23 protein-coding genes are annotated in these 24,910 nt (G+C 70.2%); 12 read left to right on the forward strand and 11 right to left on the reverse strand.

Features of this window, described 5'->3' with window-relative positions; translation table 11 throughout:
• Positions 1-162 precede the first annotated feature (162 nt).
• Positions 163-858 carry a TetR/AcrR family transcriptional regulator gene (locus ACW14X_RS09580; protein WP_457165448.1) on the reverse strand — a complete coding sequence of 232 codons (696 nt, stop codon included), beginning with the start codon at positions 856-858 and terminating at the stop codon, positions 163-165.
• 150 nt (positions 859-1,008) lie between these two features.
• On the opposite strand from ACW14X_RS09580, the gene ACW14X_RS09585 reads away from it, so the two are divergent.
• Entirely contained in the window at positions 1,009-1,938 is a 930-nt protein-coding gene (locus tag ACW14X_RS09585; RefSeq protein ID WP_457165449.1) for an NAD-dependent epimerase/dehydratase family protein, read from the forward strand.
• 11 nt (positions 1,939-1,949) lie between these two features.
• On the opposite strand, the gene ACW14X_RS09590 is transcribed toward ACW14X_RS09585, so the two are convergent.
• Together ACW14X_RS09590 and ACW14X_RS09595 are read right to left on the reverse strand one after the other, a co-directional pair.
• Positions 1,950-2,738 (reverse strand): 3-hydroxybutyrate dehydrogenase, encoded by a 789-nt coding sequence (locus ACW14X_RS09590; protein ID WP_457165450.1) that lies wholly within the window; start codon positions 2,736-2,738, stop codon positions 1,950-1,952.
• On the reverse strand, positions 2,735-4,117 hold the full coding sequence (locus ACW14X_RS09595; protein ID WP_350841226.1) for an MFS transporter: 1,383 nt from the start codon (positions 4,115-4,117) through the stop codon (positions 2,735-2,737). Before ACW14X_RS09595 ends, ACW14X_RS09590 begins: the two co-directional genes overlap by 4 nt.
• 93 nt (positions 4,118-4,210) lie before the next feature.
• On the opposite strand from ACW14X_RS09595, the gene ACW14X_RS09600 reads away from it, so the two are divergent.
• The 3 genes from ACW14X_RS09600 to ACW14X_RS09610 all read left to right on the forward strand — a co-directional run bounded on the left by ACW14X_RS09600 (position 4,211) and on the right by ACW14X_RS09610 (position 7,060).
• The gene (locus ACW14X_RS09600; protein ID WP_457165451.1) at positions 4,211-5,119 is read left to right on the forward strand and encodes a LysR family transcriptional regulator; all 909 of its coding nucleotides are present in this window, start codon (positions 4,211-4,213) and stop codon (positions 5,117-5,119) included.
• Positions 5,120-5,213: 94 nt separating this feature from the next.
• Positions 5,214-6,380 (forward strand): hypothetical protein, encoded by a 1,167-nt coding sequence (locus ACW14X_RS09605; RefSeq protein ID WP_457165452.1) that lies wholly within the window; start codon positions 5,214-5,216, stop codon positions 6,378-6,380.
• Positions 6,380-7,060 (forward strand): hypothetical protein, encoded by a 681-nt coding sequence (locus ACW14X_RS09610; RefSeq protein WP_457165453.1) that lies wholly within the window; start codon positions 6,380-6,382, stop codon positions 7,058-7,060. The genes ACW14X_RS09605 and ACW14X_RS09610 overlap by 1 nt, the downstream gene beginning before the upstream one ends.
• Here the strand turns inward: ACW14X_RS09610 and ACW14X_RS09615 are convergent.
• Positions 7,057-7,977: a hypothetical protein gene (locus ACW14X_RS09615; protein WP_160025206.1), complete on the reverse strand. Its 921-nt coding sequence runs from the start codon at positions 7,975-7,977 to the stop codon at positions 7,057-7,059. The two genes, ACW14X_RS09610 and ACW14X_RS09615, sit on opposite strands and share 4 nt — an antisense overlap.
• Before the next feature lie 137 nt (positions 7,978-8,114).
• On the opposite strand from ACW14X_RS09615, the gene ACW14X_RS09620 reads away from it, so the two are divergent.
• Entirely contained in the window at positions 8,115-11,492 is a 3,378-nt protein-coding gene (locus ACW14X_RS09620; protein WP_457165454.1) for a pyruvate carboxylase, read from the forward strand.
• 96 nt (positions 11,493-11,588) lie between these two features.
• Here the strand turns inward: ACW14X_RS09620 and erm are convergent, their stop codons facing one another.
• The 3 genes from erm to ACW14X_RS09635 form a co-directional block, all read right to left on the reverse strand.
• On the reverse strand, positions 11,589-12,347 hold the full coding sequence (gene erm, locus ACW14X_RS09625; RefSeq protein ID WP_457165455.1) for a 23S ribosomal RNA methyltransferase Erm: 759 nt from the start codon (positions 12,345-12,347) through the stop codon (positions 11,589-11,591).
• Positions 12,348-12,626: 279 nt separating this feature from the next.
• Positions 12,627-14,027 carry an NAD(P)H-quinone dehydrogenase gene (locus ACW14X_RS09630; protein WP_457165456.1) on the reverse strand — a complete coding sequence of 467 codons (1,401 nt, stop codon included), beginning with the start codon at positions 14,025-14,027 and terminating at the stop codon, positions 12,627-12,629.
• Between the two features lie 35 nt (positions 14,028-14,062).
• Complete coding sequence (locus tag ACW14X_RS09635; protein WP_457165457.1) at positions 14,063-14,605, reverse strand: DinB family protein; 543 nt, start codon at positions 14,603-14,605, stop codon at positions 14,063-14,065.
• 119 nt (positions 14,606-14,724) lie between these two features.
• On the opposite strand from ACW14X_RS09635, the gene ACW14X_RS09640 reads away from it, so the two are divergent.
• On the forward strand, positions 14,725-15,258 hold the full coding sequence (locus tag ACW14X_RS09640; RefSeq protein ID WP_160025211.1) for a TetR/AcrR family transcriptional regulator: 534 nt from the start codon (positions 14,725-14,727) through the stop codon (positions 15,256-15,258).
• Positions 15,259-15,325: 67 nt separating this feature from the next.
• On the opposite strand, the gene lpdA is transcribed toward ACW14X_RS09640, so the two are convergent.
• Entirely contained in the window at positions 15,326-16,726 is a 1,401-nt protein-coding gene (gene lpdA / locus ACW14X_RS09645) for a dihydrolipoyl dehydrogenase (RefSeq protein WP_160025212.1), read from the reverse strand.
• 72 nt (positions 16,727-16,798) lie between these two features.
• Here lpdA and ACW14X_RS09650 point away from each other — a divergent pair, with 72 nt between their 5' ends.
• The 3 genes from ACW14X_RS09650 to ACW14X_RS09660 all read left to right on the forward strand — a co-directional run bounded on the left by ACW14X_RS09650 (position 16,799) and on the right by ACW14X_RS09660 (position 20,371).
• Positions 16,799-17,251: a gamma-glutamylcyclotransferase family protein gene (locus ACW14X_RS09650; protein WP_141806039.1), complete on the forward strand. Its 453-nt coding sequence runs from the start codon at positions 16,799-16,801 to the stop codon at positions 17,249-17,251.
• A gap of 31 nt (positions 17,252-17,282) precedes the next feature.
• A complete protein-coding gene (locus ACW14X_RS09655) occupies positions 17,283-18,080 on the forward strand; it encodes a purine-nucleoside phosphorylase (RefSeq protein ID WP_400460525.1) in 798 nt (265 codons plus the stop codon).
• 641 nt (positions 18,081-18,721) lie between these two features.
• Positions 18,722-20,371, forward strand: coding sequence for a phospho-sugar mutase (locus tag ACW14X_RS09660; protein WP_350719771.1), 1,650 nt, complete (start codon positions 18,722-18,724; stop codon positions 20,369-20,371).
• 4 nt (positions 20,372-20,375) lie between these two features.
• On the opposite strand, the gene ACW14X_RS09665 is transcribed toward ACW14X_RS09660, so the two are convergent.
• Entirely contained in the window at positions 20,376-20,945 is a 570-nt protein-coding gene (locus ACW14X_RS09665; RefSeq protein WP_457165458.1) for a hypothetical protein, read from the reverse strand.
• A gap of 45 nt (positions 20,946-20,990) precedes the next feature.
• Here ACW14X_RS09665 and deoC point away from each other — a divergent pair, with 45 nt between their 5' ends.
• Together deoC and ACW14X_RS09675 are read left to right on the forward strand one after the other, a co-directional pair.
• Positions 20,991-21,659, forward strand: coding sequence for a deoxyribose-phosphate aldolase (gene deoC, locus ACW14X_RS09670; protein WP_457165459.1), 669 nt, complete (start codon positions 20,991-20,993; stop codon positions 21,657-21,659).
• 30 nt (positions 21,660-21,689) lie between these two features.
• Positions 21,690-22,301 (forward strand): uridine kinase family protein, encoded by a 612-nt coding sequence (locus tag ACW14X_RS09675; protein ID WP_457165460.1) that lies wholly within the window; start codon positions 21,690-21,692, stop codon positions 22,299-22,301.
• Here ACW14X_RS09675 and ACW14X_RS09680 read toward each other — a convergent pair.
• On the reverse strand, positions 22,276-23,355 hold the full coding sequence (locus tag ACW14X_RS09680) for an adenosine deaminase (protein ID WP_457165461.1): 1,080 nt from the start codon (positions 23,353-23,355) through the stop codon (positions 22,276-22,278). The two genes, ACW14X_RS09675 and ACW14X_RS09680, sit on opposite strands and share 26 nt — an antisense overlap.
• A 35-nt stretch (positions 23,356-23,390) precedes the next feature.
• Between ACW14X_RS09680 and ACW14X_RS09685 the strand changes: the two genes are divergently transcribed.
• Positions 23,391-23,846 carry a MaoC family dehydratase gene (locus tag ACW14X_RS09685; protein WP_160025220.1) on the forward strand — a complete coding sequence of 152 codons (456 nt, stop codon included), beginning with the start codon at positions 23,391-23,393 and terminating at the stop codon, positions 23,844-23,846.
• 7 nt (positions 23,847-23,853) lie between these two features.
• Here ACW14X_RS09685 and ACW14X_RS09690 read toward each other — a convergent pair whose 3' ends face one another.
• Positions 23,854-24,897, reverse strand: a complete 1,044-nt coding sequence (locus ACW14X_RS09690) for a S66 family peptidase (protein WP_457165462.1) — start codon at positions 24,895-24,897, stop codon at positions 23,854-23,856.
• Between the last annotated feature and the right edge of the window lie 13 nt (positions 24,898-24,910).

Raw genomic sequence — 24,910 nt, forward strand, 5'->3', positions numbered from 1 at the left:
GAGGGATGTGCGCCTTTTCCTGCATACCTTGCTGAAGGGCCACCGCCCGAGCGAGCTTGGGCGGCCGTTCACCGAGGTAACTCGGTCAGCGGTCGCTTCCTTCGCGGAACTCCACGAAGTCAGTGCACGCTCACCGAGTTACCTCGGTGAGCATCCCGCGCGTCATAACCCGAGCTCGTCGGCCAGCGTGGCCAGATGGAGCTCGAAGAGCGCGGCGGGGTCGCCGAAGGCGTCGGGGCCGAACTGGCCGAAGACCTCGAAGCTGACGCGGCCGAAGAGGCTCGTCCAGACGAGTACGCCACGGGTGAGGCAGGCGTCGGGCAGGTCGAGGCCGAGCTGATCGCGGATGCCCTGGAGCCCCGTGGCGAGAGCGGGTGAGATCTCCCCCGGCTCCTCGGGCACGCTCAGTCGACCGGCCGCCATGGCGCCGGCGGCCAGGCGCAGCATCGCGGTCGGGACACGGGTGCCGGGCACGCTGGTGCGCTCGTCCGGCGCGGCGTAGCCGGGGACGGGCGACCCGAAGAGCAGGGCGTACGTCGCCGGCTCGGCGAGCGCCCAGGTCCTGACCGCGCGGCCGAGCGCCACGAACTGGGCGCGGTAGTCGTCCGAGGGGGCCGAGGCGACGGCGGCGTCGCCAGCGTCACCCAGCTCGTCGTACCCGGAGACGAGCAGCAGAGTCAGCAGCTCGTCTCGGTTCTTCACGTAGCGGTAGACCGCCGAGGAGACCACTCCGAGATCGCGGGCGACCGCGCGCAGCGAGAGCGCGGCGGCACCGTGGATCGCCAGGTGCTCGCGGCCGATCCGGACGATCTCGTCCATGGTCTGCGCCCGCGCCCGTTCGCGTGGAGTGCCTGTCATGACGTCATCGTGCCCGTCTCCAGAGAGCGATGTCAACAAAAGTGAGCACTGCTCTTGCTTTCTGAGCAACAGCGCGCCACACTCATTCCGAGAGCAGTGCTCTCCTTTCTTGAGCCAACCGGCTCGCCCACCGAATCAACGGAGACAGTCATGAACAGCACCTACCTCGTCATCGGCGCCGGCCCCGTCGGCGCGACCATCGCCCAGCAGCTCGCCGCCCGCGGCGATCGCGTACGCCTCCTCACCCGCTCCGGCAGCGGCCCGGTACACGCGAGCATCGAGCGGCTCCGCGGCGATGCCACGGATCTCGACACCGTCACCCAGGCGGCCGCGGGCGTGAGCGCCGTCTTCCACTGCATGCACGGCAGCGCCTACGCCGCCGACACCTGGCGCACCGAGCTCCCGCGGGCCGAGAAGGTCGTGCTCGAGGCCGCCGGACGGGCCGGCGCTGTGGTCGTCTTCCCGGAGAGCCTCTACGCCTACGGCCACGTCACCGGGCCGATGACCGAGCAGACGCCGCGCAACGCCGACTTCGGCAAGCCCGCGGTGCGGGTCGAGCTGCTCGGCGCCCGGGACGCCTCACCGACCCCGACGGTCAGCGTCGCGGCCTCGGACTTCTACGGTCCGCTGGTACGTACCGCCCACGCCGGCGAGCGGATGGTGCCGACGGTCCTCGCCGGCCGCACCATGCGCGTCCTCGGCGACCCGGACGCACCCCACTCCTGGACGTACGTTCCCGACCTGGGCGCCGCGATGATCCGGGCGGCCGACGAGGAGAGCCTGTGGAACTCCTTCCTGCACGCGCCCACCGCACCCGCCATCTCCCAGCGTGCGCTCGTCCAGCTCTATGCCGACGTGGCCGGGGTCGCCGCACCCCGCGTCGGCCGCATCCCCACCTGGACGATGAAGGCGATCGGCACGGTGCACGCCGGCACCCGGGAGCTGGCCGAGATGGTCTACCAGTTCGACAAGCCGTTCGTGCTGGACTCCTCGGCCAGCGAGGCCCTGCTCGGCCTGGCCCCCACCCCGCTCGAGACCGGGGCCAAGGCGACGGCGGACTGGTGGCGTACGCAGGCCTGAGCGGGATGGGGCTACCGGGCGCTCCAGCCGCCGTCGATGGCCCAGGAGGCACCGGAGACCATCGAGGCGTCCGGGCCGGTGAGCCAGCCGACCAGGGAGCCGACCTCCTCCGGCTCGACCAGCCGCTTCACCGCAACGTCCTGCAGGAGCACCTGCTCGACCACCTCGGAGGCCGGGACCCCGTGCACCTCGGCCTGGTCGGCGATCTGCTTCTCCACCAGCGGCGTACGCACGTAGCCCGGGTTGATGCAGACGCTGGTCACCCCGTGCGGACCGCCCTCGAGGGCGGTCACCTTCGAGAGTCCCTCCAGGCCGTGCTTGGCCGAGACGTAGGCGCTCTTGAAGGGGGAGGCGACCAGGCCGTGCACGGAGGAGATGTTGACGATGCGGCCCCAGCCGTTGGCGTACATGTGCGGCAAGGCGGCCCTGACCAGCAGGAACGGAGCGACGAGCATGATCGAGTGGATCCTGCGGAAGTCGTCGGGGTCGAACTTCTCGATCGGGCTGACCCGCTGGATGCCGGCGTTGTTGACCAGGACGTCGACCTCCAGGGTGAGGTCGTCCAGCTCCTCGGTCGCGGTCAGGTCCACCACCCACGCCTCGCCGCCGATCTCCTCGGCGAGGGCATGGGCGGCGTCGCCGGCCACGTCGGCGACGACGACCTTCGCACCACGGGCGGCGAGCTCGCGGGCCACCGCCGCACCGATTCCCGAGGCGCCGCCGGTGACCAGCGCGCGGCGGCCCCGCAGCGTACGTCCGGAATCGACCGACGCAGACGGGGCCGTCGTCGCTGAGCTCACGCCGGGGTCACCTCGCGCTCAGCACGCTCGGCGTCGGCACGGTCCAGGGCCCGCAGCGAGGTGCCCTTGGTCTCCTTGAGGGTGAGCACGACCAGGCCGGTGATGATGCCGGCCACGGCGAGATAGATCGCGGTGTTGGTCCAGGTGCCGGTGTCCTTGAGCCAGGCGATGGCCAGCAGCGGCGCGAGCGAGCCGGCGAAGATCGAGGTCACCTGGTAGGAGATCGAGATGCCGGAGTAGCGCATCCGGGTCGGGAACATCTCGGCCATGATCGCGGGCTGCGTGGAGTACATCAGCGCGTGGATGGCCAGACCGGCGATCAGCGCCGCCACGATGGCGAGGTTGTCCTTGGTGTCGAGCATCGGGAACGCCCAGAAGCCCCAGGTCGCGCCGAGCACCGCGCCCACCAGGTAGACCGGCTTGCGGCCCACGCCGTCGGCGATCCGGCCGACAGCGAGGATGAAGAAGAAGTGGCAGGCGTGCGCGACCGCGATCAGGCCGAGCAGGGCGCCCTGGTCCATCTTCTGGTCCTCGACCAGGTAGACGATCGAGAAGGACACCACCAGGTAGTACATGATGTTCTCCGCGAATCGCAGGCCCATGCCCTTGAGCACGCCCAGCGGGTAGCGGCGGAGCACCTCGAAGACGCCGTACCCGGTCGAGGCGGACTCGGTCTGCTCCGCCTTCGCCTCCTCGAAGATCGGCGAGTCGGTCACCGAGCGGCGGATGAAGTAGCCGACGACGACCACCACGGCCGAGAGCCAGAACGCGACCCGCCAGCCCCACGCCAGGAAGGCGGCGTCGGAGAGCGCGAGGGTCATCACGGTGAGCACCAGCGTGGCGAGCAGGTTGCCCACCGGCACCGCGGCCTGCGGCCAGGCGGCCCAGGTCGCCCGCCTGTCGTCGGGGGCGTGCTCGGCGACCAGCAGGACGGCGCCGCCCCACTCGCCGCCGAGGGCGAGCCCCTGCACGAACCGCAGCACCACCAGCGCGATCGGCGCGGCGAGGCCGATCTGGTTGTACGTCGGCAGGCAGCCCATCAGCACGGTGGCGACACCGATCAGCATGATGGTCAGCTGCAGCGTGTACTTGCGGCCGAGGCGGTCGCCGATGTGGCCGAAGACGACGCCGCCCAGCGGGCGGGCGACGAACCCGATGGCGTACGTCACGAAGGCGGCGATGATCGCGTCGTAGGCGTTGCCGGTGGCCGGCATGATCACCTTGGCGAAGACCAGCGCCGAGGCGGTGGCGTAGAGGAAGAAGTCGTACCACTCCACGACGGTGCCGGCCATGGAGGCCGCCACGGTCCTGCGGAGCAGGCTCTGCTCGTCGACTGGGTCGTTGGGGGCGGCGGTGGCGCCCGGCTGTGTGGAGGTCATGGTTGGGAGTGTGACAGCGGTCATAATGTGCTTGCAACGCGCATGTTGGCACACGGTGTGAACGAAAATGCACATCATCGGTACTCTGGCCCGATGGCCACCTCCCCATCGACACCGCCGTCCGCCGACCAGCTGCTGGTGCTGCTGGAGGTGGCCCGCAGCGGCCGTTTCACCACCGCCGCCCGCTCGCTGGGCCTGACCCACACGACGGTCAGCCGCAACATCTCCGCCCTCGAGCGTGCCCTCGGCGGCCGGGTCCTGGTGCGCGGCTCCGACGGCTGGGCGCTGACCGCTCTCGGTGAGCGCGCGGCGCGTGCCGCCGAGGGGGTCGCCGAGTCGCTGGCCCGGCTGGCCGCCGACGAGCCGGCCGACCCGGTGGCCGGCGTGGTGCGGATGTCGACGACCGACGGGTTCGCTGCGTACATCGCCTCGCCGGCGGTGGCCGCGCTGCGGCAGGACCATCCCCTGCTCTCGGTCGAGATCGTCACCGTGACCCGGCAGGCGGCCCAGCACCGCTCCGGTGTCGACATCGAGGTGGTCGTCGGCGAGCCGGCGGTGAACCGCGGCCGGGCGATGCACCTGGGCGAGTACGAGCTCGGCCTCTACGCCTCTCCCGGCTATCTGGAGCGTCACGGTGCTCCCGCCACGATCGAGGAGGCCGTACGCCACCGCCTGGTCTACTTCGTCGACTCGATGCTCCAGGTCGACGACCTCGACCTCCCCCGGCGCCTGCTGCCCGGCATCCGCGACGCGGTCACCTCGACGAACGTCTTCGTGCACGTCGAGGCGACCAGGGCCGGGGCCGGTCTGGGCCTGCTTCCCTGCTTCATGGCCGACCGGCACCCCGACCTCGTCCGGATGCTGCAGGAGGACATCCACCAGCGGCTGCCCTACTGGGCGGTCGTGCATCCCGAGTCCTGGCGGCGGCCCGCCGTGGCCGCCGTCGTGGGCGGCCTGCGGGAACAGATGGCGGAACAGCGAGACGCGCTGATCGGCCGGTGACGCCCCGCGGATTCGTTGGTACCGGCCCGGCGCCGGATGCCTGATCCTGGCCCCATGCTCCGCCGTTCCGCCGACCATCAGCGACAATTCACGGGTGCCACATTCGACTCGGGCAGCCGCCGTGCGTCTGGTGGCATTCTTCGTGGCCGGGATGCGGCTGGCGACCCTCGCGCAGATGGCGCCGTCGCTGCTCGCGGCGCTGCCCGCGCTGTCCCGTGCCGACCACCCCTGGCTGACCGGGGCCAGCTGGATCCTCGCGGCCGTCATGCTCGTCGCCATCGCGGCGATCACCCTTGTCACGCGGCGGCCGCCGGGAGTGCCGTACGCCGTGCTCGACGTCGCCGTGGCCGTGGCGCTGCTGATCGTGGGGCTGTGGACGGTCCCCGTGGAGCTGCGTACGGGCACCTGGGTGGGGTTCCAGCTGGGCTATGCGCTGTGCGTGTCCTGCGGGCTCTCGGCCGTACGCTCGCGGTGGCTGTGGATGTTCCTGCTCGCCTCGCTGGCGGTGGCCGAGGTGGTCTACATCGCGCCGACCGTGAATGGGCCGGCCGATCTCACCCTCGCGGTGAGCACCTGCCTGACCCTGCTGGTGCTCGGGCCGCTGGCCTGGTTCGGCTGTCAGACGATCGTGCGGATCGGGACGGAGGCCGATGAGGCGCGGCGCTATGCCGCCGAGGCCGCCAAGGCCGAGGAGGAGCGTCGTGCCCGGCTCGCCATCCACAACGGCACCGCGATGATGCGGCTGCTCGTGGAGACCGACACCGCCGACGGCAACGGCGCGCTGCGGTCGCAGGCCGAGGTCGAGCTCAACCGGATGCGCGCCTATCTGAGCGGTCAGACCCCGCCGCCGGTGAGCGAGGCGACCAACCTGGCGGCGGTGGTCACCGCCGTCGGCGCGGAGTTCGACGACCTCCCGATCACGGTGGTCGCCGACCTCGCCCAGGACGTCACGCTCCCGCGCGGTCTCGCCGACGACCTGGCCGCGGCGCTGCGCAGCCTGCTCCTCAACGTACGTCAGCACGCTCGGGCGGGCCGGGTCGTCCTGCACGCCGCCGAGGACGAGGACGGCACCGGCTGGGAGGTCACGCTGCACGACGACGGCGTCGGCTTCGACACCTCGGCGACGACGTTCGGGGTCGGTCTGCGCGAGGTGGTCGTCGAGCAGCTCGCCCGCTCGGGCGTCGACGTCCAGATCACCAGCATCCGCGACCTCGGCACCACGGTCACGCTGGCGCAGACGACCGCCGCGGAGGTGCCGTGATGTCTGACGTGACCTCCGGGCCGCGCTTCAGCCACGTGGACGACGCGACGGCGATGCGCGCATCGCTGAGCCTGCTCCTGCCCGATCTCACCTTCGTGTCCAGCCACGGGTCCGTCGAGGACCTGCTGACGGCGATGCCGGAGGCCGACGTGGTGATCCTCGACCTCCACCTCGCCAACACCGGCCAGCCCGACGCCTCGCAGGGCACCACGGCCATCCGGCGCATCGTCGAGGCCGGCTACCGGGTCTGCGTCTACTCCCAGGAGGAGCGCCGGTTCGTGCTCGCGGCCTGCCTCGCCGCCGGTGCGACCGGCGTGGTCTCGAAGGCGGCCTCGCTGGCCGAGGCGGAGGCGGCGTTCCGCGCGGTCGCCGCCGATGAGCCGGTGATCCCCCCGGATATCACCGGCCTCATCGAGGTCCTCGTCCGCCGCCGCAGCATCACCGTCCTCACGCCGAGGCAACGCGAGGTCCTCGCCCACCGCGCCCGCGGACTGACGTACGCCGAGATGAGCCGGTCGATGTATCTGTCCGAGTCGACCTTGCGCGGCTACTGGATGGAGCTGGCCCAGCTGGTCTCGCAGTATCTGCGTGAGACCTCGCCCGGCGACATCGAACACGCCCTCGGGCTGCGCCCGGGGGACCTGCTCGACCTCTGGCCGGGACGAGGGCCTACCAGCTAGCTGCTGATCCCGCTCCACTTCCACGAGCCGTCGGTGCCGACCCGGGTCGAGGCCGAGAAAGTCGTGCTGTGCCCGATCCCGCTGCTCTGACGGATGCGTACCGCGTTGCCGGTCGTCGGATTGATCAGGACGATGTCCTTGGCCGCGACCGCGCCGTCGGCGTCGTAGCAGTTGTGCACCGACAGGTAGCGCCAGCCGGTGCCGAGGCTGCGGACGACGTACTTCTTCGCCTCCGCCGGGCGGTCGGGACGTACGACGATCTGCTCGAGCTTGTTGGTGCTCGGGTTGATCGAGTAGAGCAGGTTGTACATCACCCCGTTGTGGCTCGTCCACACGCCTGCGACGGTCGTGGTGCTCGGCAGGGTGACCGGCAGGTTCGTGACCGTGCCGAGGCGGGTCCCCGCGCTGGAGTAGGAGAGCGCGGTCTGCTGAACGACGCCGGAGGTGGTGACGCTGTAGACCGCGGTCGTCGGGCCGTTCACGACCTTCTTGGGGCTCCAGCCGGTCACCGCGGTGCCGTTGGTGCGGTAGAGCTGCGCGGACTTCGTCTCGGTCAGCACGGACTGCCCGTTGGTCCCACCGATGGTCACGGTCCGGCCGGTGCCGTCGGTGCCGGGCACGATGTAGCTGGTCTTCCAGGTGGTGGCGTCACCGGCGCCGCCGATCTCGATCCAGGCCCGCGGCGTCCAGCTGACCGCGCCGGCGCTGCGATAGTCGCCGGTCACCGTGCTGTTCTTGATGGAGCGCTTGCGGATGTAGCCGCCCGCCTTGCCGTTGATCGAGCCGGAGCAGTTCACGGTGCCGGCCGCGGCGGCCGGCGAGCTCGCCGCGCCGAGCGCGGTGAGCGATCCGGCCAGCAGGGCTGAGCCCGCGAGGGCGACGAGAGCTGAGCGACGCCGACGAATCATGGTTTTCATTCCGCCGACGGTATCGACGGGAGCCGTCGCGCGGTCCCAACGAATCCGCACACTTCACGCAGGCCCGGTGTCCGCCAACTGAAAGGAAACGTCCCATAACCTGGGACGACCCGCTTCGGATGGGTAGCGTGACCGCCATGTTCAAGAAGGTGTTGGTTGCCAACCGCGGCGAGATCGCGATCCGAGCTTTCCGTGCGGGCTTCGAGCTCGGGGCGAAAACAGTCGCCGTATTTCCCTACGAGGACCGGGGCTCAGAGCACCGGCTGAAGGCCGACGAGGCCTACCAGATCGGAGAGCTCGGTCACCCGATCCGGGCCTATCTCGATCCGGACGCGATCGTCGAGGTCGCCAAGCAGAGCGGCGCGGACGCGATCTACCCCGGCTACGGGTTCCTCTCCGAGAACCCGGCGCTGGCCGAGGCCTGCGCCCGGGCGGGGATCACGTTCATCGGGCCCTCCGCGGAGGTCCTCACGCTCACCGGCAACAAGGCCACCGCCATCGCAGCGGCCAAGGCTGCCGGCGTACCGACCCTGCAGTCGGTCGAGCCGTCGACCGATGTCGACACGCTCGTCTCCGCCGCTTCCGCTCTTCCCTACCCGCTCTTCGTGAAGGCGGTCGCCGGTGGTGGCGGCCGCGGGATGCGGCGGGTCGACGACCCCGACAAGCTGCGCGAGGCGGTCGAGACCTGCATGCGCGAGGGCGAGGCGGCCTTCGGCGACCCGACCGTCTTCATCGAGCAGGCCGTGGTCGAGCCGCGTCACATCGAGGTGCAGATCCTCGCCGACGGCGAGGGCAACGTCATCCACCTCTTCGAGCGCGACTGCTCGGTGCAGCGCCGCCACCAGAAGGTCGTGGAGATCGCTCCCGCGCCCAATCTCGACCCTGAGCTGCGCGAACGCATCTGCGCGGACGCGGTGCGGTTCGCCAAGGAGATCGGCTACTCCTGTGCCGGCACCGTCGAGTTCCTGCTCGACCCCGCGGGCAACTACGTCTTCATCGAGATGAACCCGCGCATCCAGGTCGAGCACACCGTGACCGAGGAGGTCACCGACGTCGACCTGGTTCGCTCGCAGATGCGGATCGCTTCCGGCGAGACGCTGGCCGACCTGGGGCTGACCCAGGACTCCGTACAGCTGCGCGGCGCGGCGATGCAGTGCCGGATCACCACCGAGGACCCCGCCAACAACTTCCGCCCCGACACGGGCATGATCACCACCTACCGCTCCCCCGGCGGTGCCGGGATCCGGGTCGACGGCGGCACGACGTACGCCGGGGCCGAGGTCTCGCCCCACTTCGACTCGATGCTCGCCAAGCTCACCTGTCGCGGGCGCACCTTCGAGGACGCCGTCACCCGGGCCCGGCGGGCCGTGGCGGAGTTCCGCATCCGCGGGGTGGCGACGAACATCCCGTTCCTGCAGGCGCTGCTCGACGACCCCGACTTCATCTCGGGCTCGATCACGACCTCGTTCATCGAGACCCACCCGCAGCTGCTGACCGCGCGGGCCTCCGGTGACCGCGGGACCAAGCTGCTCACCTACCTCGCCGACGTGACCGTCAACCAGCCGCACGGCGCCGCCCCGGTCTCGCTCCACCCGGTCGAGAAGCTGCCGAAGCTCGACCTGTCGGTGGCTCCGCCGGCGGGCTCTCGCGACCTGCTTCGCGAGCTCGGGCCGGAGGGCTTCGCCGCCGCACTGCGCTCCCAGGAGCCGGTCGCGGTCACCGACACCACCTTCCGCGACGCCCACCAGTCGCTGCTGGCGACCCGGGTCCGCACCACCGACCTGCTCGGCGTCGCCGGCCACGTCGCCCGGCTGACGCCGCAGCTGTGGTCGATGGAGGCCTGGGGCGGGGCGACGTACGACGTGGCTCTCCGCTTCCTCTCCGAGGACCCGTGGGAGCGGCTGGCGCAGCTGCGTGAGGCGATCCCGAACATCAACCTCCAGATGCTGCTGCGTGGTCGCAACACGGTGGGCTACACGCCCTACCCGACCGAGGTCACCGACGCATTCGTCTCGGAGGCCGCCGAGACCGGCATCGACGTGTTCCGGATCTTCGACGCGCTCAACGACGTGTCCCAGATGCGGCCCGCGATCGACGCGGTGCGGGCGACCGGGACCTCCGTCGCCGAGGTGGCGCTCTGCTACACCGGCGACCTCTCCTCGCCCGACGAGAAGCTCTACACGCTCGACTACTACCTGCGGCTGGCCGAGGAGATCGTCTCGGCCGGGGCGCACGTACTGGCGATCAAGGACATGGCCGGGCTCCTGCGGGCGCCCGCCGCGCGCACTCTGGTCACCGCGCTCCGGGAGCGGTTCGACCTGCCGGTCCACCTGCACACGCACGACACCGCGGGTGGCCAGCTGGCCACGCTGACGGCCGCGATCGAGGCCGGCGTCGACGCCGTCGACGCCGCGACCGCGTCGATGGCCGGGACCACCTCCCAGCCGCCGCTCTCCTCGCTGGTGGCGGCGACCGACCACACCCCGCGTGCCACCGGCCTGTCGTTGGCGGCGGTCAACTCGCTCGAGCCCTACTGGGAGGCCGTACGCCGCGTCTACGCGCCCTTCGAGTCCGGGCTGCCCGCGCCTACCGGCCGGGTCTACCGCCACGAGATCCCGGGCGGCCAGCTCTCCAACCTGCGCCAGCAGGCGATCGCGCTCGGGCTGGGCGAGAAGTTCGAGCAGATCGAGGACATGTACGCCGCTGCCAACCAGATCCTCGGCCGCGTCCCCAAGGTCACGCCGTCCTCGAAGGTCATCGGCGACCTGGCGCTGTCGCTGGTCGCCGCTGGTGCCGACCCGGCTGCGTTCGAGGCCGACCCGGCTGCGTACGACATCCCGGCCTCGGTCATCGGGTTCCTCAACGGAGAGCTCGGTGACCCGCCGGGCGGCTGGCCCGAGCCGTTCCGCAGCAAGGCGACCGCGGGACGCTCCTGGAAGGCGCCGTCGCCGACGCTGTCTGCCGAGGACGCCGCCGGGCTCGCCTCCGACCGTCGTGGGACGCTCAACCGGCTGCTCTTCCCCGGACCGACGAAGGACTTCACCGAAGCCCGCTCGAAGTGGGGCGACGTGTCGGTGATCTCGACGCTCGACTACCTCTACGGCCTGCGCGAGGGCGAGGAGCACATCGTCGAGCTCTCCGAGGGCAAGACGGTCATCTTCGGGCTCACCGCAGTCTCCGAGCCCGACGAGCGCGGCATCCGCACCGTCATGGCCACGATCAACGGCCACCTGCGTCCGATCGGAGTACGTGACCGTTCCGTCGCCGCCGAGGTCGCCGCCGCCGAGAAGGCCGATCCCGCCGTTCCCGGCCAGGTCGCAGCGCCGTTCCAGGGCGTCGTCACCATCTCGGTCGCGGCCGGTGAGTCGGTCAAGGCCGGCGACACCGTCGCCACCATCGAGGCCATGAAGATGGAGGCCGCCATCACCGCCCCCGTCGACGGCACCGTCTCCCGTCTCGCCTTCTCCGGCACCCAGGCCGTCGACGGCGGCGACCTGGTGCTCGTCCTCGGCTGAGCCGAGACGTCAGCCCCGTCGGCCGAAGCGTCGCTGCGGCAGGCCGAGATGGCACCTAGGTGCCATCTCGGCCTGCGCGAGTGACGTCTCGTCAGGTCAGACCGCTGCGTACGCCTCGACCCAGTCCTCCGCACGCAGGTCCCGCGGGAGCACCGGTGCATGGGATCGCCGACGCCGCTGAGCGATCTGGTTGGCGAGACGAGCCGGGACGCCGTTGCGGCGCAGGATCTCGGCGACCCCGCGGCCTCGGCTGCTGAAGACCTTCGCCACCCACGACTGGAAGTCGCGGATGTCCGCGTCCGGGAGCAGCGGCTCACGACGGCGGTCGATGAGCAGCAGCCCGCCGTCGACGCTCGGCCGCGGACGGAACGCGGTCGACGGGACCCGGCGGTCGAGGGTGAAGGTGAACCACGGCCACCACTGCGCGGTGAGCTGGGTCGTACCGCCGACGCCCGCGCGCTTGCGGGCGACCTCCCACTGGGTGAGGAGTACGGCATGGCGCCACGTCGTCGAGGCGAGCAGGTGGCGCAGGATCGGTGTGGTCAGGTGGAACGGGACGTTGGAGACGACGACCGCGTCCTGCGGTGGCGCGTGCCGCAGGATGTCGCCCTCGGCGATGCACACGTGCGGGCCGATCCGTCGGCGCAGCTCGGCCGCCCGGCGAGAGTCGATCTCGACCCCCTCCAGCGGACGACCCAGCTCGGACAGCGCCAGGGTGACGGCGCCGTTGCCGGTACCCCACTCGACCAGCGGACCCTGCCGCTGCGAGACGAGATGGACGATGCGGTCGAGTACCGACCTGTCGGTGAGAAAGTTCTGGCCGAGCTCGTGCCGGCCAGGGCGTACGTCGGGCATGGATGCTCCTCGAGACAGAAGGAGCCGGGCGGCCTGCGGGTAGCACTCGGAGCCGCCCGGCAGGGTTGCCAGGTGGCGGCGCGAATGCGACGAGTGCTTCGGTGGGATCCGCGCCGTCAGCGGCGGCGGATCCGGACGAACATCGTCATGCAGCAGTTACCCATGGCGCTCACGCTAGCGAAACCGTGGCGCTGCTCGCACACCGTTTTCGGGTGCCCTCTCGGCCGACGTACGTGACGTGTCGGCCGACGCAAGTGACGTCTCGGCCGACGTCGGTGACTACTCGACGTGGTGGAGGCGGCGGGCGACCTCGGCGGTGGAGCCGGAGATCGAGGGGTAGACGGTGAAGGTGTTGGCGATCTGATCGACGGTGAGCCCGGTGGAGACGGCGAGCGTGATGGGGTGGATGAGTTCCGAGGCGCGCGGGCCGACGACGACGCCGCCGATGACGACGCCGGTGCCGGGGCGAGAGATGAGCTTGACGAAGCCGTCGGAGATGCCCTGCATCTTGGCGCGAGCGTTGCCCTTGAGGTCGAGGCGCAGAGTGTCGGCGACGACCTCGCCCGAGTCGACCTGAGCCTGCGAGTAGCCGACCGTGGCGATCTCCGGGGAGGTGAACACGTTGGCCGCGACCTCCTTGAGGTCCATCGGGATGACCGCGTCGCCGAGGAAGTGGCGCATCGCGATCCGGCCGGCCATGGCGGCCGTCGAGGCGAGCATGAAGCCGCCGGTGCAGTCGCCGGCTGCGTACACGCCGTAGGCGGAGGTACGCGACACCTTGTCGGTGCGGATGAACCCGCCCTCGTCGAGCTCGATGCCGGCCTCCTCCAGGCCCAGGCCCTCGGTGTTGGGGATCGAGCCGAGCGCGAGGATGCAGTGGCTGCCGGTGACCTCGCGGCCATCGGTCAGCTTGACGGTGACGACGTCGCCGGAGCGGGTCACCGACTCCATCCGCGACTTGCTGAGGATGTTCATCCCCTGCCGCTCGAGTACGTCCTGCAGGACCGTCGCCGCATCCGCGTCCTCACCGGGGAGAACCCGATCGCGCGAGGAGACCAGGGTGACCTGGGAGCCGAGGTTGAGGTAGGCGTTGGCGAACTCCACACCCGTGACACCCGAGCCCACGACGATCATGTGCGAGGGCAGCTCGTCGAGGTCGTAGACCTGCTCCCAGGTCAGGATCCGCTCGCCGTCGGGCTGGGCGGTGGGCAGCACCCGCGGCCGGGCGCCGGTGGCGATGAGGACCGCGTCGTGCTCGATCGCCTCCTCGGTTCCGTCCTGGTCCCGGGTCGCGATCACCTGACGCTTGTCGGCGTCGATGCGCCCGGTGCCCTTGACGATCCGGATCCCACGGCGGGTCAGCCGGCTCTCGATGTCGCTCGACTGCGCGAGCGCGAGCGACTTGACGCGCTTGTTGACCAGCTCGAGATCGGCGTAGAGCTCGGTGGCCGGGTCGCCGTGGTGGTCGCGGAAGTTGATGCCCAGGTCGCGGGCGAGCGTCATGTCCGACATCAGCTCGGAGGTGGCGATCAGGGTCTTGCTCGGCACGCAGTCGGTGAGCACCGCGCTGCCACCGAGGCCGTCACGGTCGACGACCGTGACCTCCGCCCCGAGCTGCTGCGCGACCAGCGCCGCCTCGTATCCGCCTGGACCCCCACCAATGATCGTCACCCGCGCCATGGGCCGCATTCTTCCACGCGCCCGGAGCGGCAGAGTCAGCCCATCGTCTTCTGACCGTCGATGGTCTCCCGGATGATGTCGGCGTGGCCGGCGTGCTGGGCGGTCTCGGCCAGGATGTGGGTGAGGACGCGACGGTTGGACCAGCGGCCACCCGGCTCGAACCACGGCGCCTCGGGAAGCGCGTGGTCGGCGTCCAGATCGACCGTGCGGATCAGCTCGTCGGTTGCCGCGGCCACGTCCTCGTACGCCTCGAGCACGCCCTGCAGCGTCTCGTGCTCGGCGAGCACGAAGTCGGCGGCGAACTCGGCGTACTTCTCCGGGGTGAGCTCCTGCGCCACCGCGCCACGGACGATGAAGTCGGCCCAGCCCCGCTCGCAGGCTGACACGTGCTTGACCAGGCCGCCGAGGCTGAGCGCGGAGGCGGTCGGGGTGAGCCGGGCCTGCTCGTCGGTCAGGTTGCGGACGGCGTAGCGCAGGAAGCCGCGGTGCTTGGCCAGGGTCTCGAGCAGGTCGGTCCGCTCACGGGACAGGGTGGCGGTGGCGCTGGTCTTCACGGCGCTGGCGGCGGTTGCGGTCATGACATGGACTCCTTGGTGGTGTTTCCCTCTGACATCAGCAACGCTATGACGCGTTCAGGTCAGTTTCTGTCCGCATTGGTCGGGGGCGAAAAATATCGGCCGGCCATTACCCTGCTGGGATGACGAGCCCAGCCAGCCCGACCCGAAGCGACGCGGTCCGCAACCGGGACCTCCTGGTCGCCGCCGCCCGCGAGGTGCTCGCCGAGCAGGGTCTGGACGCGCCGATGTCGGCGGTCGCCAAGCGCGCCGGCGTCGGCCAGGGCACCCTCTACCGACACTTCCCCGACCGGCTCACCTTGGCGACCGCGGTACTGGAGGAGAACGTACGAGACATCGAGCAGGTCGCCGCCCGCCCCGATGCGACGCTCGCCGACGTGCTCGGCGTGGTCACCTGGCAGATGATCCGCTCGACTGCGTTCGTCGGCATCATCCGGCTCACCGACGAGGAGAGCTCCCGCTTCCTGGCCGACCGGGTACGCACCGCCATCGACGGGCTCCCGAGGCAGACCTACAGCACCGACGACCTCATGCTCGCCGTCGCGATGGTCTCCGGCGGGGTGCACGGACCGACCCCGGAGGCGCGTGAGGCCGCCGCCCGCCGGGCGTGGGACCTGCTCGGCATCGAGATCGGCCCGGTCACGGCGGGCGTGTAGAGGACACCGCAGACGCGACGAGGCCCGGATCCGCGGATCCGGGCCTCGATGCGAGAGATCGGTCTGATCAGAGGTTGATCATGTGACCAGCGATGCCTTCGATGGCTTCCTTCATCGCCTCCGACAGGGTCGGGTGGGCGAAGACGTTGCGCGCGACCTCGTCGGCGGTCAGGTCCCACTGCTGGGCGAGCGTCAGCGCGGGCAGCAGCTCGGTGACCTCGGGGCCGATCATGTGGGCGCCGAGGATCTCGTTGTGCTCGGCGTCGGCGACGATCTTCACGAAGCCGACGGTCTCGGCCATGCCGCGGGCCTTACCGTTGGCGGAGAACGGGAAGGACGAGGTCTTGACGTCGTAGCCCTTCTCCTTGGCCTGCGCCTCGGAGTAGCCGAACGAGGCGATCTGCGGCTGGCAGAACGTCGCGCGGGGGATCATGTCGAAGTTGATCTCCATGGTCTCGGCGTCGGCGATGGTCTCGGCGGCGACGACACCCATGGCCTCGGCGGTGTGGGCGAGCATCAGCTTGCCGGTGCAGTCACCGATGGCGTAGATGCCCTCGACGTTGGTGCGGCCACGGGCGTCGACAGCGATCGCGCCACGGTCGGTGAGCTCGACGCCGGTGTTCTCGAGGCCGAAGCCCGCGACCCGCGGCGCGAACCCGAAGGCGGCCAGGAACTTGTCGGCCTCGAGGACCTGCTCGTCGCCACCGGCGGCCGGAGCCACGGTGACCTTCACGCCCGAGCCGGTGTCCTCGGCGCCCTTGACGGCGGTCGAGAGCAGCACGTTGACGCCGAGCTTCTTGTACTGGCGCAGCAGCTCCTTGGACACGTCGGCGTCCTCGGTCGGCACCATCCGGTCGAGGAACTCCACGATCGTGACGTCAACGCCGAAGTTCTTCAGCACGTAGGCGAACTCGACGCCGATGGCGCCCGAGCCGCCGATGATGATCGAGCTCGGCAGCTGCTCGGTGAGGATGTGCTCCTCGTAGGTCACGATGTTCTGCCCGTTGGGCACGACACCCGGGACCGAGCGGACGGTCGCGCCGGTGCCGATGATCAGGTTGTCGAAGGTGTAGTCGGTCGAGGCGCCGTCCTTGCCCTTGACGGCGATCGACTTCGGCCCGGTGAGGGTGCCCCAGCCGTCGATCTCGGTGATCTTGTTCTTCTTCATCAGGTAGTGCACGCCCTTGGCGCTGGCGTCCGCGACACCGCGGCTGCGCTTGAAGGTCGCGCTGAAGTCCATGGTCGCGTCACCCGAGATCCCGAAGGTCTTCTTCTCGTGGGTGATGATGTGCGCGATCTCTGCGTTGCGCAGCAGCGCCTTGGACGGGATGCACCCGACGTTGAGGCAGACACCGCCCCAGTACTTGTCTTCGACGACGGCGACGGACTTGCCGAGCTGAGCGGCACGGATGGCGGCGACGTAGCCACCGGGGCCAGCGCCGAGGACGAGAACATCAAAGTGGGTCACGTACCCAAGGGTAGACCGCCAATAACAGATAGATCCCAAGCGGGTGAGGACTGGGCGGTAACCTCGTGACCCGTGACTCTCTATGCGGCCTATGGCGTCAATCTCGACCCGGCGCTGATGAGTGAGCGGTGCCCGCATTCGCCGTTGCGAACGACCGGGTGGCTGGGTGGTTGGCGACTCACCTTCGGGGGCGAGGACAACGTGCTCGGCGACGGACCGACGGCCACGATCGTCCAGGACCCGTTCGAGCAGGTCTTCGTCGCGGTCTACGACGTCGTGGACCAGGACATGGAAGCCCTGGAGAAATGGGAGCTGGCCGACATCGGTCTCTACTTCAAGACCAAGGTGCGGATCTCGGCGCTCGCCGAGGACCTGCTCTGCGAGACCTATGTCCTGGACACGTACGAGGGTGGCATCCCGGACGCCCGACACCTGGGCGCGCTGGCCGATGCCGCCGAGGCGGCCGGGGCACCGGACGACTACGTGCACGCGCTGCGTACGCGCCCGTGCCGGTCCAACGACTGAGTCGGTCTGGGCGCGGGTCTAAACTCGGCGAGTGACCACGCCTTACGAACTCGCCAAGGAAGCCGCCTCCGCGCTCGCGGAGAAGACCGGCATCGAGAAGCACGACATCGCGTTGGTGCTGGGCTCGGGCTGGCTGCCCGCCGTCGACGCGCTCGGCGAGGACTACACCGAGATCGCCACCACCGACCTGCCCGGCTTCAGCGCCGCGGCCGTCCAGGGGCACAGCGGCAAGATCCGCTCCATCCGTTCGGCGAGCGGTCGCAACCTGCTGGTCTTCCTCAGCCGCACCCACTACTACGAGGGCAAGGGCGTCGACGCGGTCGTGCACCCCGTACGCACCGCCGCGGCCGCGGGCTGCTCGACGATGGTGCTCACCAACGGCTGCGGCGGACTCAACCCGTCCTGGTCCCCCGGCACCCCGGTGCTGATCAAGGACCACATCAACCTCACCGCCACCTCTCCGCTGGTCGGCGCCAACTTCGTCGACCTCACCGACCTCTACTCCTCGCGCCTGCGAGGGCTGGCGAAGCAGGTCGACTCGTCGCTCGACGAGGGTGTGTACGTCCAGTTCCCCGGCCCCCACTACGAGACCCCGGCCGAGGTGAAGATGGCCGGCATCATCGGTGGTGACCTGGTCGGCATGTCGACCACCCTCGAGGCGATCGCGGCTCGCGAGGCGGGCATGGAGATCCTCGGGATCTCGCTGGTCACCAACCTCGCCGCCGGCATCTCCGACCAGCCGCTCGACCATGCCGAGGTTCTCGAGGCTGGGCGCAATGCGGCTGCTCGGATGGGTGGGCTTCTCGGGGATCTGTTGCCGAAGATCTGAGGTCTTCATCCGGTCCGACGCTTGTCGCGGGTCGTTCTTCGGGGTTGGTCTTGGGCCGCCGACCCGTTCTTCGAGGGTCTTCTCGACCTGCCCCGGAGTCAAGGACGGCCTGCGGCCGCCGGCTTCGCCGGCCGCTTCGCGGTCCTTGACACCGGACCATGTCGAGAAAAGACTTGGCTGGCTATCGGGGCGGCGGCCCGGGTGTGGCCACGGCACAGGCACCCACGGCCGGTGACCGCTCCACTCCGAGATCAGACATGGGTCTCCGGGTGGAAGAAAATTTTCTTCCACGCGCCAACCCCGCCCCCGGGCCAGGCTCCATTTGAGGCGAACGAAAATTCGTTCGCCTCACCGGAAGGAAAATTCTTTCCGGCGGTCGGCCCACCCCAGTCCCCAAGCCCCTACCCAGCCCAAACCGCTGCGCCACACCCCTGCCGCCGACCCGATAGCCAGCCAAAATTCTCAGCGACGGCCGGTGTCAAGGACCGCGTAGCGGCCGGCGTCAGCCGGCGGCCGAAGGCCGTCCTTTACTCCGGACGGCGCTGAGAACACCCTCCAAGAACGGGTCGGCGGCAAACCCCAGCCACAAAACGGCAGAAGCCCTTCCATCTTCCGCCACCCGATGACCTAGGGTCAGATCCATGGTCCCCACAGATCAATCTGCGCTCGTCGTCCAAGCCCGGGAATGGCTTGCCGATGACCCAGATGCACAGACCCGAGCAGAGCTCGAGAGCCTCCTCACGTCCACCGCCCCGGGCGCCGCGGCCGAGCTGGCCGACAGGTTCTCGGGCATGCTGCAGTTCGGCACCGCTGGGCTGCGAGGCGCACTCGGGGCCGGGCCCAACCGGATGAACCGGGTGGTCGTGATCAAGGCCGCCGCGGGGCTGGCCCGCTACCTGCTCGCGACCGGCGCGCAGGGGCCGGTGGTGATCGGCTACGACGCGCGGCACAACTCCGACGTCTTCGCCCAGGACACTGCCGAGGTGATGACCGGAGCGGGCCTCCACGCGCTGGTGATGCCGCGCTCGCTGCCGACGCCGGTGCTGGCGTACGCCGTCAAGGCGCTGGGCGCGAGCGCTGGCGTGATGGTGACGGCCAGCCACAACCCGCCGCAGGACAACGGCTACAAGGTCTACCTCGGTGACGGTTCACAGATCGTGCCGCCGGCGGACATCGAGATCGCGAAGCGGATCGCGGCGGTCGACAAGGTGAGCTCGGTCCCGCAGGGGCCGGCCGGCCAGGTGATCAGCGAGGACCTGGTCGACAGCTATCTCGACACCGTGGTTGGGCTCCTCACCGAAGGTGGCCCGCGTGACCTCAAGACGGTCTACACGCCGCTGCACGGTGTCGGCGGCGATCTGGTGAACCTGGCGATGAAGTTCGCCGGCTTCCCCGAGCCGCTCGTGGTCAAGGAGCAGGAGCGGCCCGACCCCGACTTCCCGACCGTCGCCTTCCCCAACCCCGAGGAGCCCGGGGCGATGGACCGGGCGATGGCGCTGGCAAGCAAGAAGGGCGCCGACCTGGTCATCGCCAACGACCCCGACGCCGACCGCTGCGCGGCCGCGATCCCAGTCGGAAAGAAGTGGCGGATGCTGACCGGTGACGAGGTCGGCGCGCTGCTGGCGACCCACCTGATCCGCAAGGGCGTGACCGGGACGTACGCGGCCTCGATCGTCTCCTCCTCGCTGCTCGGCAAGATCGCCGCGGCCGCCGGCCAGGCCTACGCCGAGACGCTGACCGGCTTCAAGTGGATCTCGCGCGCGCCGGGGCTCGCCTTCGGCTACGAGGAGGCGCTGGGCTACTGCGTCGACCCCGAGCACGTACGCGACAAGGACGGCATCTCGGCGCTGCTGCTCCTGTGCGAGCTGGCGGCGTCGCTGAAGGCGGAGGGTCGTGGCCTCGCCGACCTGCTCGACGAGCTCGCCGTCGAGCACGGCCTGCACGCGACCACCCAGCTCTCCGTCCGGCTCGAGGACCCGGCCCAGATCGCGGCCGCGATGCAGCGCCTCCGCGACCGGCCGGTGACCGCGTTGGCCGGGGCCACCGTGCAGCAGCTCGACGACCTCACCACCGGAATCGGTGGCCTGCCGCCGACCGACGGGATCCGTTATCAGCTGGCCGGCGGGTCACGGGTGATCGTGCGGCCCAGCGGCACCGAGCCCAAGATCAAGTGCTACCTCGAGGTCGTCGAGCCGGTCGACTCACCGGAGGCTCTGGCACAGGCCCGCACGGACGCCGAGATCGCTCTCGGCGCGCTCAAGGTCGACATCCGCGCCGCCCTCGGCGTCTAGAGAGCTAGATCAAGAGCAGGACCACGAAGACGACGGCCACGACCCCGGTGACGGCGATCAGCGGCCAGTCCCAGCTGCGGCGTACGTCCTCGGCGAGGGCGAACTGCTCGTCGGAGTCGCGCTTGATCCGGCGCCGGTCGCGGGCGTCCTGGGCCAGCGCGTTGAGCCGGTCCTCGATGAAGTCGGCGTGGTTGCTCAGCGGCTTGTGGTCGCGCTTGGCGCCCTTGATCGCCTCCCGCATCGGACGCCCGACGGCACCGCTGACGTAGGTGCGTCCGCCGGCGTAGGCGCCGAGGGTGCGGCCGACCGAGACGCTCTCCAGGGCGGCCATCGGGAAGCGCACCGTCGAGTAGAGGTGGTGGAGGACGAAGTCGCCCTCGCTGACCCCGACCTTGGTGCGGACGAACGCGGCGTACGCGACCAGCGCGAAGAGCACCCCACCGGCTGTCGTCTCGGGGTGCCAGCCGGTGACCGCGTCGATCACCACGACCGCGATCGCGGCCCCTGCCGAGAGGAATCCCCACGTGGTGCTGCTGGAGTTGCGGAACCACTCCTCGGGCTGATCGTCATTCACGGCGCAAACCTTAGCCCTCCGGGCGTAGATGCATATGCTGAGCCCGTGCCTACCCCCGCTGACATCGCGAAGCTGATCGACCACACCCTTCTCAAGCCCGAGGCGACCCACGCCGACGTCGAGGCGCTGATCCTTGAGGCCGCCGAGCTCGGCACCTACTCGGTGTGCGTCTCTCCCTCGATGCTCCCGGTCAACGCGCCGGCCGAGCTGAAGATCGCGGTCGTGTGCGGGTTCCCGAGTGGCAAGCACCTCTCCTCGATCAAGGCCGCCGAGGCCAGCGCCGCGGTCGACGCCGGCGCGGACGAGGTCGACATGGTCATCGACGTCGGCGCCGCGAAGGAGAAGCGGTACGACGACGTGGAGGCCGACATCGCCGCCGTACGTGCGGCCGTTCCCGCTCCCACCGTGCTGAAAGTGATCATCGAGTCCGCGGCGCTCGACGACGACGAGATCGTCGGCGTGTGCCAGGCGGCCGTCCGTGCCGGCGCGGACTTCGTGAAGACCTCCACCGGCTTCCACCCCGCCGGCGGCGCCAGCGTCCACGCCGTGAAGCTGATGCGCCAGACCGTCGGCCCCGACCTCGGGGTCAAGGCCTCGGGCGGCGTACGCACCATGGAGCAGGCCGAGCAGATGATCGCCGCAGGGGCGACCAGGCTCGGGGTGTCGGGCTCGCGCGCGCTGCTGGCGGGGTCGGCTCCCGGCGCCGGCTACTGACTTCGGCCCGCCACAGGCGAGAATGCTCCGGTGCGCGCTCAGGTCATCGTCCTCGCCGGCCCCTCGGGCGCCGGCAAGTCCCGCCTCGCCGAGCGGCTCGGGCTGCCGGTCCTGAGGCTGGACGACTTCTACAAGGACGGCTCCGACCCCTCGCTCCCCCGGATCACCGAGGGCCCCAACGCGGGCCTGGTCGACTGGGACCACCCCGACTCCTGGCATCCCGCTGACGCGGTGAAGGCGATCACGGCGCTCTGCGAGACGGGCACTGCCGACGTACCCGTCTACGACATCGCCCACGACGGCCGCACCGGCTGCCAGTCACTGACCCTCGGCGACGAGCCGTTCTTCGTCGCCGAGGGGATCTTCGCCCAGGACATCGTCGCCGAGTGCCGCGACGCGGGGCTGCTGGCCGCCGCCTTCTGCGTCACCCAGTCACCGACGGTGACCTTCTGGCGCCGACTCACCCGCGACCTCCGCGAGCACCGCAAACCACCGTTCGTGCTGGTCAAGCGGGGCCTGGCGCTGATGCGCGCACAGCCGCAGGTCGTCGCCGACGCGGTCGCGAAGGGCTGCACGGCGGTCTACCCGAAGCACGGCTTCATCGCCATCCAGCGACTCACAGGGCCGCGTACGCGTCCTTGATCTCGTGGATCAGGTCGACCCGCTCGTCGTAGGGCAGGAACGCCGACTTCATCGCGTTGGTCGTCAGCCGCTGGAGCTCGGGCAGCCCCCAGCCGAAGGCCTCCACGATGCCGGCCATCTCCGCCGACATCGAGGTGCGTGACATCAGTCGGTTGTCGGTGTTGATCGTGACCCGGAAACCCAGGTCGTAGAGCAGCCCGATCGGGTGCTCGGCGATCGACTTCGCCGCCCCGGTCTGCACGTTGGAGCGCGGGCAGAGCTCGAGGGGGATCCGCCGGTCGCGGACGTACGCAGCGAGCCGGCCGAGCCGCGGCGCCTCGCCCTCCTCGAGGGTGATGTCGTCGACGATGCGTACGCCGTGACCGAGCCGGTCGCAGCCACAGGGGTGCACCGCCTCCCAGATCGAGGGCAGCCCGAAGCCCTCGCCGGCGTGGATCGTGAAGCGCATGTTCTCGGCGGCGAGGTGCTCGAACGCCGCCAGGAACCGGCTCGGCGGGAAGCCCTTCTCCGGCCCGGCGATGTCGAACCCGGCGACGCCGCGGTCGCGCCAGGTCACCGCGAGCTCGGCGATCTCGGCGGCGCGAGCGGCCTGCCGCATGGCGGTGAGCAGCTGGCGTACGACGATCTTCCGACCGGTCGCCGCAACGGCCGCCATCCCCTCGTCGAACCCGGTCTGGACGGCCGCGACGACCTCGTCCAGCTCGAGACCGTTGGCCAGATGGAGCTCCGGCGCCCAGCGGACCTCGGCGTAGACGACGCCGTCCTCGGCCAGGTCCTCGACGCACTCCCGAGCCACCCTGGTCAGCGCAGGCAGCGTCTGCATGACCGCCAGCGTGTGCGCGAAGGTGTCGAGGTAGCGCTCCAGCGACCCCGAGTCCGCACTGGTCACGAACCACTCCTCCAGCGCGACCGGATCGTCCTGAGTCCCCTCCGGCAGCCGGTGACCCACCTCAGCGGCGAGCTCGACGAGGGTCGAGGGACGTACGCCACCGTCGAGGTGGTCGTGGAGCAGCACCTTCGGGGCGGCCTTGATCTGCATGTCGGACGGTTCCATGGGCCCATCATTCCGTATGCCGCTAGATTCCGGGGGTGCGCACATTCACCACTCTCCAAGAAGTCTCCGACGCCGCAGGCACCGAGATCGGCACCGGCGAATGGCTCGAGGTCGACCAGGACCGCGTCAACGCCTTCGCTGACGCCACCGGCGACCACCAGTGGATCCACGTCGACGAGGAGCGGGCCAAGGAGGGTCCCTTCGGGGGCACCATCGCCCACGGCTACCTGACCCTGTCGCTGATCCCCTACCTCGGCATGAGCGTCTACTCGCTGGAGACCCCCGGCGCGAAGCTCAACTACGGCCTCAACAAGGTCCGGTTCCCGATGCCTGTCCTGGTCGGCTCCCGCATCCGCCCGGTCATCACCTTCGGCGAGGTCACCGAGCTCCCCACCGGCCTCCAGCTCGTCGTGAGGACGACGGTCGAGATCGAGGGCTCCGCCAAGCCCGCCTGCGTCGCGGAGTCGGTCGTCCTGCTCCTGGCGGACTGAGCCCCGCTCAGGAGAAGTCGGCCCACAGACGCTGGGTCGTGCCGTCGACGGTCATCTCGCCGCCGTAGGGCACGATCCACTGCGGCCGGGTGTGCCCGAACGGCGGGCCGAAGACGACCACCGCGTCAGGGTTGTAGCGAGCGACGGTCTCGATCGCCGCGTCGCGCTGCTCGGCGCGCTTCGCGGCACGCTCCTCGGCGCTGGGCCGGCGCTCGAAGTCGGAGGTCGGCGGACGGGCGACGACCACCGCGCCGATCGCCTCGAGCAGCCCGCGCTCTCCCAGCGAGCGCGCGATCCAGCCGAACTCCTGCGCCGGGATGAGCTCCTCGGAGGTCTCCAGGAGGAGTACGCCACCCGCCAGCACCCCGGGATCGGCCGGGAAGCGTCCGGCGGTCAGCGCCCACTGGAGGATCTCGATGCAGCCTCCCCAGGTGCGGCCGGTGACCTTCCGTTCGGGACCCGTCCAGGTCCAGGGCTCGGTCGCCTCCCGCTCGCCGTACTCGGTCAGCGCGCGCGGGTCGTTCCAGTCGCGCCCGATGTCCTCGGACTCGCCTGGCTCGGTGATCTCGAGGGTCTCGCCCGTGAGGAGCGCGGCCTTGAGCGAAGCCTCGTGGATCGGATCGACTCCCGGCCCCGGACCGAGGTGGACCTGGGTCGAGCCACCGTGGAAGGCGGCCACGCCGTTGGTCCACAGCCAGTTGAGCAGGTTGGTGTTGTCGCTGTAGCCGAGGAACGGCTTGGGGTCGGCCCGCACGAGTTCGGCGTCGAGATGCGGGATCACGGTGATCTGGTCCTCGCCCCCGATGGTCGCCAGCACCGCCCGGATCTCCGGATCGCCGAACGCGGCGTTCAGGTCGGCCGCCCGCTGCTGCGGCGTCGCACCGACCTTCCTCGTCGTCGGGTACTCCACCGGCACCAGCCCGGTCACCTCAGTCAGCCGCCTCAGCGCCTGCTCGTGGATCGCCGGTGCCACCCCGGGCGCGGCGAACGAGGGTGACAGCACGGCGACCTTGTCGCCCGCGACGGCCTTGGGTGGCTTGACGATCTCCATGAGTGAAGTCTGG

This window comes from Nocardioides sp. YJ-D4, from assembly GCF_054031495.1.

Bases quoted from the DNA above. Each gene is read 5' to 3' on its own strand.
- ACW14X_RS09690 (WP_457165462.1), bottom strand. From the start codon at position 24,897: ATGGAGATCGTCAAGCCACCCAAGGCCGTCGCGGGCGACAAGGTCGCC.
- ACW14X_RS09595 (WP_350841226.1), bottom strand. From the start codon at position 4,117: ATGACCTCCACACAGCCGGGCGCCACCGCCGCCCCCAACGACCCAGTC.
- ACW14X_RS09640 (WP_160025211.1), top strand. From the start codon at position 14,725: ATGACGAGCCCAGCCAGCCCGACCCGAAGCGACGCGGTCCGCAACCGG.
- ACW14X_RS09635 (WP_457165457.1), bottom strand. From the start codon at position 14,605: ATGACCGCAACCGCCGCCAGCGCCGTGAAGACCAGCGCCACCGCCACC.
- ACW14X_RS09630 (WP_457165456.1), bottom strand. From the start codon at position 14,027: ATGGCGCGGGTGACGATCATTGGTGGGGGTCCAGGCGGATACGAGGCG.
- ACW14X_RS09600 (WP_457165451.1), top strand. From the start codon at position 4,211: ATGGCCACCTCCCCATCGACACCGCCGTCCGCCGACCAGCTGCTGGTG.
- erm (WP_457165455.1), bottom strand. From the start codon at position 12,347: ATGCCCGACGTACGCCCTGGCCGGCACGAGCTCGGCCAGAACTTTCTC.
- ACW14X_RS09580 (WP_457165448.1), bottom strand. From the start codon at position 858: ATGACAGGCACTCCACGCGAACGGGCGCGGGCGCAGACCATGGACGAG.
- ACW14X_RS09620 (WP_457165454.1), top strand. From the start codon at position 8,115: ATGTTCAAGAAGGTGTTGGTTGCCAACCGCGGCGAGATCGCGATCCGA.
- ACW14X_RS09610 (WP_457165453.1), top strand. From the start codon at position 6,380: ATGTCTGACGTGACCTCCGGGCCGCGCTTCAGCCACGTGGACGACGCG.
- ACW14X_RS09615 (WP_160025206.1), bottom strand. From the start codon at position 7,977: ATGAAAACCATGATTCGTCGGCGTCGCTCAGCTCTCGTCGCCCTCGCG.
- ACW14X_RS09680 (WP_457165461.1), bottom strand. From the start codon at position 23,355: ATGGAACCGTCCGACATGCAGATCAAGGCCGCCCCGAAGGTGCTGCTC.
- ACW14X_RS09660 (WP_350719771.1), top strand. From the start codon at position 18,722: ATGGTCCCCACAGATCAATCTGCGCTCGTCGTCCAAGCCCGGGAATGG.
- ACW14X_RS09585 (WP_457165449.1), top strand. From the start codon at position 1,009: ATGAACAGCACCTACCTCGTCATCGGCGCCGGCCCCGTCGGCGCGACC.